The sequence below is a fragment of the Candidatus Thiosymbion oneisti genome, assembly GCF_900092655.1.
Lineage (GTDB): Bacteria > Pseudomonadota > Gammaproteobacteria > Chromatiales > Chromatiaceae > Thiosymbion > Thiosymbion oneisti.
Genome location: NZ_FLUY01001022.1, coordinates 1 through 15,251 on the forward strand (window position 1 = coordinate 1; position 15,251 = coordinate 15,251).

The 15,251-nt window shown below is 57.8% G+C and carries 14 protein-coding genes and 1 pseudogene; 3 read left to right on the forward strand and 12 right to left on the reverse strand.

Translation table 11 applies throughout. The annotated features are described in order from the left end of the window. Positions 1-524 (reverse strand): transposase (locus BQ17_RS10525; protein WP_500784421.1); only part of this gene is annotated, 524 nt, incomplete at its 3' end. 687 nt (positions 525-1,211) lie between these two features. Then, the gene (acnA, locus tag BQ17_RS10530; protein WP_089726851.1) at positions 1,212-3,872 is read right to left on the reverse strand and encodes an aconitate hydratase AcnA; all 2,661 of its coding nucleotides are present in this window, start codon (positions 3,870-3,872) and stop codon (positions 1,212-1,214) included. Between the two features lie 733 nt (positions 3,873-4,605). On the opposite strand from acnA, the gene BQ17_RS10535 reads away from it, so the two are divergent. From BQ17_RS10535 to BQ17_RS23380, 3 genes are all read left to right on the forward strand, one after another. Next, positions 4,606-5,325 (forward strand): ComF family protein, encoded by a 720-nt coding sequence (locus BQ17_RS10535; RefSeq protein WP_176722385.1) that lies wholly within the window; start codon positions 4,606-4,608, stop codon positions 5,323-5,325. A gap of 777 nt (positions 5,326-6,102) precedes the next feature. Continuing rightward, positions 6,103-6,318, forward strand: a complete 216-nt coding sequence (locus tag BQ17_RS23375; RefSeq protein WP_256091546.1) for a transposase — start codon at positions 6,103-6,105, stop codon at positions 6,316-6,318. A gap of 80 nt (positions 6,319-6,398) precedes the next feature. Continuing rightward, a complete protein-coding gene (locus BQ17_RS23380) occupies positions 6,399-6,866 on the forward strand; it encodes a transposase (protein WP_256091547.1) in 468 nt (155 codons plus the stop codon). Between the two features lie 33 nt (positions 6,867-6,899). Here BQ17_RS23380 and BQ17_RS10550 read toward each other — a convergent pair whose 3' ends face one another. The 10 genes and pseudogenes from BQ17_RS10550 to BQ17_RS10595 form a co-directional block, all read right to left on the reverse strand. Next, the gene (locus tag BQ17_RS10550; RefSeq protein WP_089726854.1) at positions 6,900-7,109 is read right to left on the reverse strand and encodes a lysozyme family protein; all 210 of its coding nucleotides are present in this window, start codon (positions 7,107-7,109) and stop codon (positions 6,900-6,902) included. Positions 7,110-7,506: 397 nt separating this feature from the next. Next, positions 7,507-7,656 (reverse strand): hypothetical protein, encoded by a 150-nt coding sequence (locus tag BQ17_RS21805; protein ID WP_165742218.1) that lies wholly within the window; start codon positions 7,654-7,656, stop codon positions 7,507-7,509. 67 nt (positions 7,657-7,723) lie between these two features. Further along, positions 7,724-8,842, reverse strand: a complete 1,119-nt coding sequence (gene aroB, locus BQ17_RS10560) for a 3-dehydroquinate synthase (RefSeq protein WP_089726858.1) — start codon at positions 8,840-8,842, stop codon at positions 7,724-7,726. Between the two features lie 14 nt (positions 8,843-8,856). Then, positions 8,857-9,381: a shikimate kinase AroK gene (gene aroK / locus BQ17_RS10565; RefSeq protein WP_089726860.1), complete on the reverse strand. Its 525-nt coding sequence runs from the start codon at positions 9,379-9,381 to the stop codon at positions 8,857-8,859. Positions 9,382-9,568: 187 nt separating this feature from the next. After that, positions 9,569-10,915, reverse strand: a pseudogene (locus BQ17_RS10570) (type IV pilus secretin PilQ); the annotation flags it as partial. 602 nt (positions 10,916-11,517) lie between these two features. After that, positions 11,518-12,033: a pilus assembly protein PilP gene (locus BQ17_RS10575; RefSeq protein WP_089726864.1), complete on the reverse strand. Its 516-nt coding sequence runs from the start codon at positions 12,031-12,033 to the stop codon at positions 11,518-11,520. Next, the gene (locus BQ17_RS10580) at positions 12,030-12,641 is read right to left on the reverse strand and encodes a type IV pilus inner membrane component PilO (RefSeq protein ID WP_089726867.1); all 612 of its coding nucleotides are present in this window, start codon (positions 12,639-12,641) and stop codon (positions 12,030-12,032) included. The genes BQ17_RS10575 and BQ17_RS10580 overlap by 4 nt, the downstream gene beginning before the upstream one ends. Before the next feature lie 24 nt (positions 12,642-12,665). Further along, positions 12,666-13,232, reverse strand: a complete 567-nt coding sequence (locus BQ17_RS10585) for a PilN domain-containing protein (protein ID WP_089726869.1) — start codon at positions 13,230-13,232, stop codon at positions 12,666-12,668. Then, positions 13,233-14,294, reverse strand: a complete 1,062-nt coding sequence (locus tag BQ17_RS10590; RefSeq protein WP_089726871.1) for a pilus assembly protein PilM — start codon at positions 14,292-14,294, stop codon at positions 13,233-13,235. Positions 14,295-14,313: 19 nt separating this feature from the next. Continuing rightward, positions 14,314-15,036 (reverse strand): SDR family NAD(P)-dependent oxidoreductase, encoded by a 723-nt coding sequence (locus BQ17_RS10595; protein WP_089726873.1) that lies wholly within the window; start codon positions 15,034-15,036, stop codon positions 14,314-14,316. Positions 15,037-15,251: the final 215 nt, after the last annotated feature.

The following is a 15,251-nucleotide window of genomic DNA, read 5'->3' on the forward strand; positions in this document are numbered from 1 at the left end:
TCGAGCAGTGCTTGGCTTTTGAAGCGGCCCTCCCAAAAACGCCCCTTCACCCCATCCTCCGCATTGGCCCGGCGGGCAATATGCTCGTTGAGGGTGCGCATGAACCAGGACAAATCGTGCAGCCGAGCCCGATAGACCGCGGCAAGTTCTTCGACCTTGGCAATCTCCGCCCGGGTCATCCCCGCCCGCGACGCCGAGAGATAACGCGTCACCAACAAGGGGCCGGTAAAGAGCCCCGTCCAGCGCCTCAGCACCTCTTCTACCGACCACCCCAAGGCCCGTTCTCGGTCGATACGCACCACGATGTGGTAGTGGTTACTCATCACCGCGTAGGCAGCTACATCAATGGCGAATAAGCCAGCAAGCTGCTGAATACGCTCGACAATCCAGCCGCGGCGGTGGTCGAAATTCATGCCCGAGGCATGATCCTCGCCACACAAGAAGGCACGACGCACACAGCGGCATACACAGTGATACCAAGGGGTGTCTTCAAGGGAGACGAGAGCGGAGCGGGGAGCGGTCATAGCAAGACTCCTGGCTGAGAATATCGGGCTGAGGGAAATGCTAGCTTAGGGGGAAGATCAGGTCAAACAAGATGGATGTCCTTTCTATCCCGTGAAATACCTGTCTTTACCCTATTATGCGTACATCAAGCGGTGCCCTTTTGGTTCAGGAAGAGGGTTACCAAACTCCTGGGCGGTATATAATCACACGGGACCTGACATCCCTTATTTGATCCGCAGATTACGCCGATTTCCGCAGATGAAGAATGAAATAATCTGTGAAAATCTGCGCAATCTGTGGATAAAAAGATGCCTTTTCCCATGCTCAATCCGGCCTGGACTGCTCCGCAGCCCGTAGGGTGGGCTGCGCCCACCGGATAGGCTGAACACCGCATGTCGGGCACTGTCTGCGTGCGGAACGTGCAGGCAGGCTCACCGTATCATGTGGTTCGCCGCCGGGAGCGCCGACATCCTGTCGGCAAGTGGGCACCACCCGGCAGGCTGGCGAGGTGTCCGACACGGAACACCGAGTATTGGGCAAAGCCTCTGTCGGGCACGGGCCATTCGACGATGCGGTTCGGTCATCCCTGACGCTTACCGCACCCTACGTCTCTATGGATCAAGCAGGCACGCACGATTGAACGTCGGGTTACGGCGCGTTCAATGGTGTTGGCATCCCTCATCATCGAAAGACGCGCCTAACCCGACCTACGCAGCGAGCTTACGCAGGACATAGTGCAAGATGCCGCCATTGCGGTAGTAGTCTACCTCGTTCGGGGTATCGATACGCACGATCGCGTGGAAGATCTTCTCGCCGCCCTCGGCTGCGATGGCCCGTATGCTGACCGTTTTGGCGTTACCGCCGTCCAATCCTTCGATGTCGAAGATTTCGTACCCCGTGAGTCCGAGGGAGGCCGCGTTCTCTCCGGCCATGAACTGGAGCGGCAGCACCCCCATGCACACCAGGTTGGTACGGTGGATGCGCTCGTAGCTCTCGGCGATGACGGCCTTCACCCCCAACAGCCGCGGCCCCTTGGCCGCCCAGTCGCGGGAGGACCCGGAGCCGTACTCCTTGCCAGCGATCACGATGGCGGGCACGCCCTCGGCCTGGTAACGCATGGCCGCGTCATAGATGGACAGCTGCTCGCCGCTCGGCTGGTACAGGGTAACGCCGCCCTCGGTGCCCGGGGCCATCAGGTTGCGCAGGCGGATATTGGCGAAGGTGCCGCGCATCATGACCTGGTGGTTGCCGCGGCGGCTGCCCAGGCTGTTGAAATCTTGCGGCGCTACACCCTGGTCGAGCAGATACTTACCGGCGGGTGAATCAGGCTTGATGGCGCCGGCCGGGGAGATGTGGTCGGTCGTGATGGAATCCCCTAAAAAAGCCAGACACCGGCCCCCCCGGATGTCGGGTACTTCTCCCACGGTGAGGCCCATCCCATCGAAATAGGGCGGTTTCCGGATGTAGGTGGAGTCGGGCCAATCGTAGGTCTGGCCGGTGGCGGCCTCCAGGGATTGCCAGCGTTCGTCCCCGGCGAAGACATCCGCGTAAGCGGCCTTGAACTCGTCCGCCGTGACATGGTCGGCGATGGCCTGCCTGATCTCGTCTTGGGTCGGCCAGAGGTCTTTGAGATAGACAGGGTTTCCGTCCCGGTCCTCGGCCAGCGGTTGCCGGTAGGGGTCGATGTCGATGCGCCCGGCGATGGCATAGGCCACCACCAGCGGCGGGGAGGCCAGGTAGTTCATGCGCACCTCGGCATGGACCCGACCCTCGAAGTTGCGGTTTCCCGACAGGATGGACACCGCGCACAGGTCCTTCTCGGCAATCGCCTTGGAGACCGGCTCGGGCAGGGGACCCGTGTTACCGATACAGACGGTGCAGCCGTAGCCTACGTTGTGGAAGCCGAGTTGCTTCAGAGGTTCGATCAGCCCGGCGCGTTCCAAGTAGCGGGTCACGGCCAGAGAGCCGGGGCCCAACGAGGTCTTGACCCAGGGTGCGGCCTTGAGACCACGCGCGGCCGCCTGCTTTGCCACCAGACCGGCAGCGAGCATGACCGACGGGTTAGAGGTATTGGTGCAGGAGGTGATGGCGGCGACCACGATGGAGCCGTCGGAGAGCGCCACCGCCTGACCCTTGACCACCGCCTTGGCCGGTCCCTGATCAGGGATATTGCGCTCCTGCTTGAGATCGGCCAGGGCCGCGGGAAAATGCGTCGCCAGATCGGTGAGCGGCACCCGGTCCTGGGGGCGTTTGGGACCGGCCAGGGAGGGCACCACGGTGCCCAGATCCAGTGCCAGGGTCTCGGAATAGTCCGCCGCGGGGGCGTCGGCCGTATGCAACACCCCCTGGGCTTTGGCATAGGCCTCCACCAAGGCCACCTGTTCCTCGCTGCGCCCGGTGAGGCGCAGGTAGTCCAGGGTTTCCCGGTCGATAGGGAAGAGCCCGCAGGTCGCGCCGTACTCGGGGCCCATATTGGCGATAGTCGCACGCTCGCCCATGGGGAGGGAACCGATGGCGGGGCCGTAGAATTCCACGAACTTGCCCACCACCCCGTGGCGGCGCAGCAGATCGACGATGGTCAGGACCAGATCGGTCGCGGTCACGCCTTCCTTGAGCTCCCCGGTGAGCTTGCAGCCCACCACCTTGGGGACCAGCATGGAGACCGGCTGACCCAGCATGGAGGCCTCCGCCTCGATGCCCCCCACGCCCCAACCGAGCACGCCGATCCCATTGACCATGGTAGTGTGGGAGTCGGTGCCTACGCAGGTATCGAAGTAGGCCTGGGTGGTGCCGGCGACGGATTTCGGAAACACCACCCGCGCCAGATACTCCACATTGACCTGATGCACGATACCGGTATCCGGGGGCACCACCTTGAAGCCGTCCAGGGCCTTCTGCCCCCATTTCAGGAACTGGTAACGCTCCTGATTGCGTTGGAACTCGAGCTCGGCATTCTTGGCAAAGGCGTCGTCCGAACCGAAGTAGTCCACCTGCACCGAGTGGTCGATGACCAGCTCGGCGGGCTGCAGGGGGTTGATCCGCTTGGGATTTCCACCGAGTGCCTGCATGGCGTCGCGCATGGCGGCGAGATCGACCACCGCCGGCACGCCGGTAAAATCCTGCATCAGTACCCGGGCCGGACGATACTGGATCTCGTGGGAGGGCTCGGCCTGGGGGTCCCAGCTCGCCAGGGCCTCGATATCCTCGCGCCGGACGGTTACGCCGTCCTCGTTGCGCAATAGGTTCTCGAGCAGAATCTTCATGGAGTAAGGGAGGCGTTCGCTCCCCGCTACCGCATCGAGACGAAAGATCTCGTAATCCTTCTCCCCAACCTTGAGCCGGGACCTAGCCTGAAAGCTGTTGTGCATCGATAGACTCCGCCGTTGCGCGTGCATGACCGAAATGAAACCTAAAGCATCTTAACCTGAATCTCTATCCTTGATATCGCAGATTACGCAGGTTTTTGCGGTGCGATTAGGTTGAGCAAAGGTCCGTCACCTCGGCGCCTTCGCTCTAATCGAGGCGGTTCGCGCGGGGAGTGCAGGCACCGGCCGGCAAGCCCGTAGCCCGTAGGTCGGGTAAGGCCAGGGATGGCCGCCACCCGACACGCCGGCCATCCGGTGTCGGGTGACGGCGCGCCAATCACCGCGGCCAATGCAGCTTCGCGCTCGTTCCCACGCTGGAGAGACTGTGAAAGTATTACCGAATTTCAGAGTGGGAGGGACAGGGGGACACAATTTCCCAAAATTAGGCAGCATATCTTGCTCCTATACCCACTTTGCGCAGAATTTAGCGTGAAATGCGAAAATTTCATCCCACCAACATCAGAAAAAGCGAATACTTTCACACTCTCTGGAGCGTGAGAGCCAGAGACGGCTTTCCACGCCGGTGCGGTGAGACAGGTCGATATATAGGGAGTCCGTATCTGGGTAGGAGTTGAGTTTCATGGCTATCAGGTCCCGGATGATTGAATAGAGTCGAAGATGAGGCCATTCTTGTGTGCCGGAGAGGTCGTGAAGTTACTGATAGCCCCGTGAGTATACGCCGACAACCACATTGCCCTCCGAGTTGTGACCGGCCGAGTTGTGACTGGGGCTTCGATTGACTCACCCCGGGTTCTGGAAAACCAGGGAACGGCTCCTGAGGGGACTCTATCCACCGACCTGTGTGCTCTGCGGCGCCCAGGGAGAGGGTGAGCTGGATCTGTGCGCCCCGTGTCTGGTGGATCTGCCCAGAAACCGGGATTGCTGCCGCCGTTGCGCGCTGCCCTTGCCCGCCGAGCGGCCGTTGGGCGCTCTGTGTGGTGAGTGTCAACGCCGCTTGCCGCCCTACGCCGTCTGTCACGCCGCCTTCCGTTACGAGGGGCCCCTGCCTATCCTGGTGGGTGGGGCCAAGTTCCGGGCTCGTCTGAATCTGGCCCGGCTGCTTGGGCAATGTCTGGCGAATGCTCTGGGCGAGTGTGGCGCCGAGCTGCCGGAGCTGATTGTGCCGGTGCCGTTACACGCGAAGCGATTGCGTGAGCGGGGTTACAACCAGGCCCTCGAGCTTGCCCGCACCCTGGGTCGCGTGTTTTCGATCCCGGTGGATGTCCATAGCTGCGTGCGGGTCTCGGCTACGCCACCCCAGGCCGGATTGGCGCGGAAGGAGCGGCAGCCTAATGTCCGTGGGGCATTCCGTATCCTGCACCCGCCGGGCGTCGAACGGGTAGCGATTCTGGACGACGTGGTCACCACCGGGAGCACTGTCTCGGAGCTGACCAGGGTGCTGCTGAAGGCCGGCGTCAAGCGTGTGGACGTCTGGGCAGTGGCACGTACGCCCTGATCTCCGCCGAGTGGTCCCGGAGTGGGAGCTATTTTTTGCCTAATCGGGTAGTAGCAAATTTTTAAGTGGTTAGCGTAGTACCCAGTTTCGGTCTATTTTTCCTGTACGATGCGGCCAGCCCTGTGGGCACCTCATTGTGCCTGTCAATCCCGTACCAGAAAGATAGACTGAAGCTAGGTAGTAGAGCGGTTCATTAACCACTCCCCACTTCTTGTTTGATCCCCTCTCCCCGACCCTCTTCTAGAGGGAGAGGGGGTGCAGCTCGTGGCGTACCCAGCACACTGCTATTGGCTATGTTTCCATTTAAACCTTAACCACTATCGTCCTTAAAACGAACTTGAAGTTTATATTCTAGAACTTGCATAGCTTCATATTCTTTTACGTTATGTGTCCAAGCCGGTTTTTCAACAATATCCCTCGATCCAAATTATTCATCTAATACATTAATAATTATTCAAAAAGATGGGGGTCCCTTTCTTTTATGCCTGAGAGAGATGAAGACTAACTGAGGCATCAAACTAATCGCCTTCATTTTATCCGTTACGCCATACCACTTTAGCCTCAGCCGAAAAACTAGGCTTAGAAAGCAGCAATAAACTAAGAGGCTGTCTAAAAACTAACACATTGATTTTACTGAATAAAAATTTGGATTTTCTGGAGTATAATACGATATGAGCACTTCTCTTTCGGATTCCAATATGACTTCTGAAAAGACTCAATCTCCGTGTCAGATACCCGAGCGACCTCATTGATGAAGAATGGGAAATCCTCCAGTCCATCTTTGAGGAACTCGAACCCTATACCACTGGACGGCCACGACCGACCGATCTCCGCGAAATCCTGAATGCGATTTTTTATCTGAATAAAACCGGTTGTCCATGGCGCTATCTGCCAACAGACTTTCCTCCTTACCAGCTCGTTAACGATTATTACAACAAATGGACGGACAATCGAACGCTGGAAAAAGTCAATACCACGCTACGTGAGCATTGACGTGAAAAAAAAGCCGAAATCCAGACCCAACGGCGGCCATCATTGATAGTCAAAGCGTCAAGGGAACTCCAGAATCCTATCTGGAATCAGGGTTCGATGGAGGCAAGCTCGTTAACGGAAGAAAAAGAAATATCCTTGTCGATACAATGAGTTGTCTGATGATTGTTCGGGTGTGCGCAGCCCATGTATTCGATGGGAAAGCGGCTCGTCAGCTCATAACGGATATGTTCTCATTCCTTCATACCATCACAAAAATCTGGGCCGATGGCGGTTATTCTGGCCCGGCGCTTTCTGATTGGCTCTGGCTCCAATTCGGATGCCTGATCGAGGTCGTTAGAAAACAAACCGGGCTTCGCGGTTTCCAGGTGTTGCCTCGTCGATGGGTGGTTGAAAGAACCTTTGCTTGGCTGGTTCGATCACGTCGGTTAAGTAAAGATTACGAACGCAAGCCAACTTCGAGTGAAGCTCAGGTTTATCTCGCATCGGGTCGCTTGCTTCTCCGCCAGATTTGTAATAACCAGACACCCTATAAAATGACCGTTGGGTGATTTTCTATTAACTTATGTCTTTTTAGACGGCCTCTAAGTGTTTCGCGCAGCATTAACGTCTGGACGGTTGGATTGTTTGGCCGCTTCATCCCACTTTTCGTGTTTGATGGCTTTGTTGAACTCGGTAAAAATCGTGCGTAATTTGGTTTGGCCAAGGTTGAAAATCATATCGAACAAAGCCAATTGTACTTCGTCGGGCATGGCGTCGAAATCGTTGGTGTAGCCCTTGGCCTTGCTATACATGCCACTTAATTCGGTAGGGTCACGACTGCTTGATCGGATGCACAGAGCGCAGCGTGCCCATCAATGATGGGTACCTCCCGGCAGGCAGGCGGCATGTCCAACAAGATCCCTCGCTGCGCTCGGGATGACAAAAATGTTGGGCACCTGTCTGCGTGCGGGACGCACAGGCAGGCGGGCCATCCAGAGATGCGGTTCGCTGTGCAAGATGGTTCGGTACGCTCACCACACCATTGATGCGGTTCGCGCCACCCGGCAGTGCCATCCTGAAAGATTTCCTGCGCTCACCGCATCCTACGCCTTGTTCAACCTATCCATATTTTCCTATGCTCAATATGCGTCTTTGGGGTTCAAACTGTCCCGTGGCCTCATCCGGGTGGGTTGGTGGGCACAGCCCACCCTACGGGTCCAGGCCGGGGATGGGGCCAAAGGTCTCGGCAGGGAGGCGTTCGAGACGGCCGGTTGCGGGGTTCTTGACCTGCCAGCTCGTAGGATGGGCAAAGGGCCAGGGACGGCCGGTGCCCATCATCCGAACTTGATTTAATGGCATTGAATTAAGGATTGCTCGCTGCGCATTGATCGCAGAAACACGCTTTATTATCGCTTTCTCTGCGTCCTCAGTGTCTCTGCGGTTCAGGCGATTCCGCGGCACGTAGGTCTGCTGCTTCGGTCAGTGTCTCGTCGAGCTTTACATGATCGAAATCGGCGGTGACCAGGGCTTTACCGATGCCTTGCAGGAGTACCAGGCGTAGTCGGTTGTCCATGACCTTTTTGTCCATGGCCATCAGCTCGCGCAAGCGCGCTGAGCTGATATTCGCGGGGGGGGTGGTGGGGAGCCCGACTGCGGCGATCAGTGACCGAATGCGCTGGACGGAGTTGTCATCAAGCCAGCCGAGGCGGGCGGAGAGATCGGCGGCCATGCACATGCCGGCTCCGACTGCTTCGCCGTGCAGCCAGGTACCATAGCCGGCGCCCGTCTCGATAGCATGTCCGAAGGTGTGGCCCAGATTCAGCAAGGCCCGCTCGCCTGCCTCCAACTCGTCGGCGGCAACCACCTCCGCTTTGTTGCGGCAGGAGCGCTCGATCGCATAGGCGAGCGCATCCGGATCCCGGGCACGCAGCTGCTCGATGTTTGCCTCGAGCCAGGCGAAGAACGCCGGGTCCCGAATCAGGCCGTATTTGATCACCTCGGCGATCCCTGCCGCTAGCTCGGAGTCCGGTAGGGTGTCCAAGGTGTCCGTGTCCGCGATCACGGCGCGGGGTTGGTGGAAGGCGCCGATCATGTTCTTGCCCTGGGCGTGGTTGACGCCGGTCTTGCCGCCGACGGAGGAGTCGACCTGGGCGAGGAGGCTGGTGGGTACCTGGATGAAGGCGACCCCCCGTTGGTAGCAGGCTGCTGCGAAACCGGCGATGTCGCCGATCACGCCACCCCCGAGCGCGATCAAGGTGCAGTCGCGCGCGAAGCGGTGGTCCAGGAGGCCGTCCATGATGTGGCCCCAGGTTTCCAGCGTTTTGTATGCTTCGCCGTCCGGGAGTACGACCCGCGCGATCCGATAGGTGCCGAGGGCACGCTCTATCCGGTCCAGATAGTGGGGGGCGATGGTCTCGTTGGTGACGACCATGACCTGGTGTCCGACGATCCGGGCTCCGAGGATTGCCGGCTCGTCGATCAGCCCAGGGCCGATGTGGATGGGGTAGTTGCGCGGACCCAGGTCGACTTCGAGGGTTCTGAACACGTGCTCGATCCGGCTTACGGGGTGTCGGATTCGAGGCGACGGCGGATTTCCTTGACCACCGATGGGGTACCCCGGCGTTCGGTGGAAACCACGATGTCGGCGACCTGTCGGTACAGGGGGTCGCGTTCCTCCGTGAGCTGACGCAGGCGTGCCAAGGGCTCTTCGGTCTGCAGCAACGGTCGGTTGCGGTCGCGGGCGGTACGCGCATATTGTTGCTCAGGGCTGCAATGCAGGTAGACCACAACGCCTCGGGATGTCAAATCCCGGCGATTGTCCGACCTGAGTACGGTACCGCCGCCGGTGGCCATTACGATGCCGCTTTGCCCGCTCAGCTCCTCGATCACTTGCCGCTCCCGTTGTCGGAATCCTTCCTCACCCTCGTATTCGAAGATGGTCGGAATATCGACGCCGGTACGGCGCTGTATTTCCTGGTCGCTGTCCTTGAACTCGAAAGACAGGGCCGCAGCCAGTTGGCGTCCCACGGTGCTTTTACCCGCCCCCATGGGACCTACGAGAAAGATATTTTTGAACCGCATCATGTACTAAAGGTATGCCAGATTTTGTCGTCGCGGGCAAGATCGGCACGAGACTAATTGGTTGTGCCATCACCGCGCTATGGAGGACGCGGATGGGACCGATCAGGAACCGGTGGCTGTATCATCGTCTCGCGCGTGCAGCGGACGAGGCCAGCGTGGGGTTATTATCCCGCATGTTTGCAGTGAGTTCTCAGGGTTCGGCGTCGCTCGCTTTCAGGATCTTGGGGGTAACGAAGATCAAGAGCTCGTTGTTGTTGTCTCTGCGGGTGGTGGCTTTAAAGAGGTGGCCGAGCAAGGGCAGGTCGCCGAACCAGGGTACCTGCTTCTTGCTGAACTCCTTGGTGCGCTCGAATACCCCGCCGAGCACCAGCGTCTCGCCGTTGTCCACCAGCACGTTCGTCTCTACCGAGCGCGTATCGATCGGCGGTACGCCCTGAACCTCGCGGGTGAAGTCCGCACTGTCCTTTTTGACCTTGAGGCCGATGATGACCCGGTCGTCGGGAGTAATCTGGGGGGTGACCTTGAGCTCGAGCACGGCCTCTTTGAAGGCCACGGTGGTCCTGCCCAGTTCCTGGTGTTCCTGATAGGGAATCTCTTGCCCAACCTTGATGGTCGCCTCCTGGTTGTCGGAAGTAATCACCCGCGGGCTGGAGATGATTTCCCCACGCCCTTCTCGTTGCATGGCGGTGAGTTCGAGCTGGAGCAGATAAGATCCAATCTTGCCGAGGAGAAAGTTGGCCCCACTGGTAGGGTTGGCAACGGGGAGATTGACTATGAGGGGGACGGTACTGTTAGGGATTTGGATCGTGCCGACACCGGCAAGGGCGGGATCCCGCACTTGATGGACATTGGCGGTATCCTGGATATGGCCCTCGACGGCGCCTGTGATCTCATTGAAGTTACCTGTGTTGACATTTTCCTGCCACCGGCTGAACCCGAAACGCACCCCCAGATCCCGCGCGAAATCGTTGTTGGCGACGACCACACGTGACTCGATCATAACCTGGCGCACCGGCACGTCCAGTCTTTGGACGATGTGTCGGATGTCCTCCAACTTGGCCTGGGTATCCTGCACCAGGAGGGTATTGGTGCGCTCGTCGAAGGTGACTTTGCCGCGCTCGGAGAGCAACTGGTTCTCCTTCGATTTTAAGAGCGCCGTCAGCTCGTCCGCTTTGGCGTAGTTGATCTGGATGAACTCGGAGTGCAGCGGCGCCAGGGTTGCGATCTTCTGGTTGGCCAAAAGCTCTGCCTCTTCCTGCCGGACGATCTCCAGGGTAGGGGCCACCATGATGACATTATCCATGCGCCGCATGGAGAGTCCCTTGGCTTTGAGGATGATGTCCAGGGCCTGATCCCAAGGGACGTTTTTTAGCCGCAGGGTAATATTACCGGTCACCGTGTCGCTGGCAACCAGGTTGAGCTCGGTGAAGTCCGCCAGGAGCTGGAGCACCGCACGTACCTCGATGTCCTGAAAGTTCAGGGAGATGCGATCCCCCGTGTATCTGCCATCTCGGCGGCTCCGGTCCTTCCGTCCCGGCTTGGCCGAAGGCGGCGACTTCAGAGGAAAGGACTGGACGGTGCCGATGCCGGCGTTGGGGACACCGGATCGAGATCGGGGGCGATCCGCCGTCGATCGATTCCCAGGCCAGGCTGCGTACTCTGCATCCTTCAATAGAGGTGCGGCGATCACCAGCGTCCACGGAACCTGCCACAGCAAGAGTACCAGTATCGCAGACCTGTACAGGCACTTTTCCGATAATGAGACATGATCGGTCCGGCGCCGAATCGAGGCAAGCGACAAACCGTTCATCGCGCCTTGGTCTTCCGCAGGCCAGTACAGCAGTACCGAAGTACCGATAACATCTGTGGTGCAGCGTACATCTATGGGGGTTGTTTTTGCCGCAAATAAACGCGAATCGGTCGCAATCGACCCGTCATCATTGACCGTTCTTAAGCCATTTGCGTCGATTTGCGGCTAATCCGTGAGGGGCCTACCGGCTCGATGTTATTCGGTAGTTGAGAGCATCTGTACTAGTACCTAGTTTCGACCGATGTTGCAAGTTCATAGTATCTGCAGGCTCACACACTTGGCCTACCCGCTCCAGTGTTTGGACTAGCAATATCGATCGAAACCAGGTACTAGCGACTCAAGGCGAGAGTGGCCCGGCGTTCATGCCATTCGCCGCCATCGGAGACAAGCTCGGTCAGCTCGATCTCATCCTCGGTAATGCGTGTGATCCGGCCTTGGTTCGTGCCCATGTAATTACCGACGTCCACATGGAACAGAGTCCGGTCGGGCGTCTTAATCAAGGCCCAGATGATTCCCCCCTGCGCCAGGGTGCCCACCATGGTGAGGGCGTCGAGGGGGAACTGTTCCAACGCTTCTTTGCGCCGCAACGGATCAGGTCCGATGCCGTGGACGACGGGTGCGACGACCGCGGCCACATTTCGGCGCTCGGGTACGAAGGGATCGCGTCGGTTCTTGGGTTCGAAGGAAAAGCTGTCGATCGGCTCGAGCGCGGGTAGTGGATCGATGGGACCAGGCTTGCGTCCCTTCACCCGTTGGGCATATTCCTCCAGATCGGTCATATTGTCGTTGCCGCAAGCGACCAGGACCATCGAGGCCAGCACAGCGAAGTAAGCGCGGGGGCTCATTCGGCCGTTTCCTCGTCGAGATACCGATAGGTCTTGACAGTGGCCTTGAGATTCAGGAGTACCCCTGTGCCGGATGCATCGTGTTCACCCTGGCGGGCACCGATGTCGATGTCGTGGATGGTAACGATCCGGGGTAACGCAGCCAATCCGCTGATGAAACGGCCGAGTTCGTGGAAGCGCCCGGTGACGTGGATATGGATAGGGAGCTCGGCACAAAAATCCTGGCGCGTTTCGTCCGCGGGCTGAAAGGACTCGAATTCCAGTCCGGCAGCGAGCCCGGTTTGCGAGATGTCCGCCAGCAGTGCCGCGACCCCTGCCCGGTTCGGAAGCCAGCGCAGCATGGTACTAAAGGATTCCTCCATTTCCGCGAGTTGCCGCCGGTAGGCCCCCAGGTTGGCGGCCTGTTGTTGTTTGGACTCGAACTCGTGGCGCAGGCTCGTTTCCTCCTGCTCAGCGGTCCGCAGGCGCTGGAGTTGACCCTTGGTATCGAAAGCATACCAGGCCCCGGCGATGCCCCCGCAGAGGAGAAGTATCAGCATCGCCTTCGCTAGACCTGGCCACTCGCCGATTTGCTCCAGGTCCAGCTCGGTCAGTTGATTGAGGTCCACTGCCGGTTCTCGCGCCGGTTGTGTTCAGGTTTCTTCCGCTTCCCTTCCGGCTTCCGCAAGCTGCTCGAAACGCAGTCGAAAACGGCTCAATCCCGTACCTGTTTTGTCTCTATGCTCGATAAGCAGCAATGCGGGCTTTCCGATCCACTGGGATGCCTCGATGTTGCGCACGAAGGCGGAAACCTGGGCGTCGGAGCGGGCGCGTCCTTCCAGGACTATGGAGCGTCCGCTCTGGCTGATCCTGGTCAGATGGATACCCTCGGGGGTCCCGGTCGTCAACTCGTCGAAGAGGTGGACCATCTCCGGGCGGCTCATCTGCAGTCGATGGATTACATACATTCTTCCCAACAACCGCTCCTTGGTCTTTTCCAGACCCCGAATCTCGCGGATTTGCCCATCGAGTTGGCCGATCTCGTTGCGCAGAAACCGGTTTCTGTCCTGTTGGCCGGAAATCAGTCCCTCCAGATTCAGGTGCAGCACCAAACCGAGGGTCAGAGTCGCCGTCAGCCCGGTCGCCGCAATGGCGGCGAACTCGCGCCGGCGCCGGCGCCTTTTGAGCTCGCGCCACGGCAACAGGTTGATGCGCACCATCTAGTCGAACCCTCTCAGGGCCAGGCCAGCCGCGATCATCATCGCCGGCGCGTCCCGATTCAACGCCGCTGATCCGACCTTGGACGACAGGGACATGCGGCTAAAAGGGTTGGCTACGGCGGTTGGAATGCCGAGGCGCTCCTCCAGCAAGGCGCCAATGCCCCGGATACCGGCCACGCCCCCGGCAAGGACGATCCGGTCCACGCGGTTGAAGGTACCGGTGGAGTAAAAGAACTGGAGTGCCCGGCTGATCTGCTGCGCTAGTGCCTCCTTGAAGGGATCCAGAATCTCGGTGGCATAGCTATCCGGTAGGTTATCCTCAATCACTTGCTGCAGTGCCTGGTCGCGGTCCATGCCGTAATGCTGCTGGACCTCTTCGATGAGTTGGTGACCACCGAAGCCCTGCTCCCGGGTATAGACCGTTTGACCCTCGTGAAGCACGTGCAGGGTCGTGGTGGCGGCGCCGATATCGGCGATGGCCACCGTCCGGTCCATGCCTGCGTCAGACAGCAGGGTGCAGGCGGATACCATGGTGTAGGCCTCCACATCGATGATAGCGGCGCTCAAGCCACCGATCTCCAGGGCGGCAACCCGGTCGTCCACGTTTTCCCGGCGCGACGCGGCGAGCAAGACATCGACCAGATTACCACCCGAATCGGAAGGACCCAAGACACCGAAGTCGGTGTTGACTTCTTCAATGGGGTAGGGGATGTATTGATCCGACTCGAGTTGGATCTGCGCCTCCATCTCCGCGTCACTCAGGGTGGCCGACATGGGAATGACCTTAGTCATGACCGCCGATCCGGATAGTGCAGTAGCCGCACGCTTGACCTTGGTTCCGGAACGCGCGACCGCTTTTCTGATCGTTGCACCGACGGCCTGTACGTTCGCTATCTTTTTCTCTACAACCGCGTTCGGGGGTAGTGGCTCGATCGCATAGTTTTCTACGTGAATTGCAGAGAAGCTGGTGCCTCTCGCTTGGGACAACTCCACTAGCTTGATTGCCGTAGAACCGATGTCCAGCCCTAAACGGGCGGATTTCTTGCGACCGAAAGCGAACATATTCTATCAATCAAAGGTGTTAATATGAACTTTCCAGAACACAATTGACATATAGTTCCGAAATAGATGCAGTATTCGGCAACTTAAGAAGTGTTGAAATAAGAGTAGCCACATCTTCCGGTTGCGTCATTTGTTTTGGCTCAATAATACTTCGGCTGGCATCTTCGGCCATCTGTGTATTGACCCATCCTGGGCAAACTGCTGTTGCTCTAATGCCATGTTCCCAACCGGAATATCTTACTGAATGTGTCAGTGCCGTGAGCGCGAATTTACTCATCGCATACCCTACCGATTGCCCTTTTACTCTTTTTCCGGACAAAGAAACTAAATTAATCACCTTGCCCCTTCCTGCTTTCTTCAAATAGGGGAAAGCCAAGCTTATCAAACGCAATGGACCTTTGACGTTTACAGTCCATAGTTCATCCACAATTTCTTCATCAAACTCTTCGATTGTAGTTGAGCAAAAGATGCCGGCATTATTTATCAAGACATCGATATGACCATATTTTACTATGGTAGCATCAATCCATTTCGTCGCTGACTCAGGTACTTTGGCATCATACCAGTTACACAATACCGTATTCCTATCAAATGCATTGAACTTGTTTTGAAGCATCTCGATTCTACGTGCGCCAAGACTTAAAATATACCCCTCGGAAATCAGTCTCTTTGCTATTTTCTCACCAATTCCTCTGTTGGCGCCGGATAGCATTACAACTGTCTTTTCATCATTAGTTTCCATATTACTTCTCTTTATTAAATTCTTCTTCCGCTTCGGGGTGAAACGAAAACTTCATTAGATTAATAAAAACGCCTAACATACAATAGACGGATTACTGCCGTATCTAAACCATAGAAATCTGCACCCGGTCCAATTTTTATTAGAGTTGTTCCCTTTGTAACATTCTTTAAAATCAGTATGTTACGAGGACCATTTGGCGTCTAACCCTTTGTTTT

Excerpts from the sequence above, each read along its gene's own strand:
- acnA (WP_089726851.1), bottom strand. The coding sequence starts at position 3,872 with ATGCACAACAGCTTTCAGGCTAGGTCCCGGCTCAAGGTTGGGGAGAAG.
- BQ17_RS10550 (WP_089726854.1), bottom strand. The coding sequence starts at position 7,109 with ATGTATAGCAAGGCCAAGGGCTACACCAACGATTTCGACGCCATGCCC.
- BQ17_RS21805 (WP_165742218.1), bottom strand. The coding sequence starts at position 7,656 with ATGCCATTAAATCAAGTTCGGATGATGGGCACCGGCCGTCCCTGGCCC.
- aroK (WP_089726860.1), bottom strand. The coding sequence starts at position 9,381 with ATGATGCGGTTCAAAAATATCTTTCTCGTAGGTCCCATGGGGGCGGGT.
- BQ17_RS10575 (WP_089726864.1), bottom strand. The coding sequence starts at position 12,033 with ATGAGCCCCCGCGCTTACTTCGCTGTGCTGGCCTCGATGGTCCTGGTC.
- BQ17_RS10585 (WP_089726869.1), bottom strand. The coding sequence starts at position 13,232 with ATGGTGCGCATCAACCTGTTGCCGTGGCGCGAGCTCAAAAGGCGCCGG.
- BQ17_RS10590 (WP_089726871.1), bottom strand. The coding sequence starts at position 14,294 with ATGTTCGCTTTCGGTCGCAAGAAATCCGCCCGTTTAGGGCTGGACATC.
- BQ17_RS10595 (WP_089726873.1), bottom strand. The coding sequence starts at position 15,036 with ATGGAAACTAATGATGAAAAGACAGTTGTAATGCTATCCGGCGCCAAC.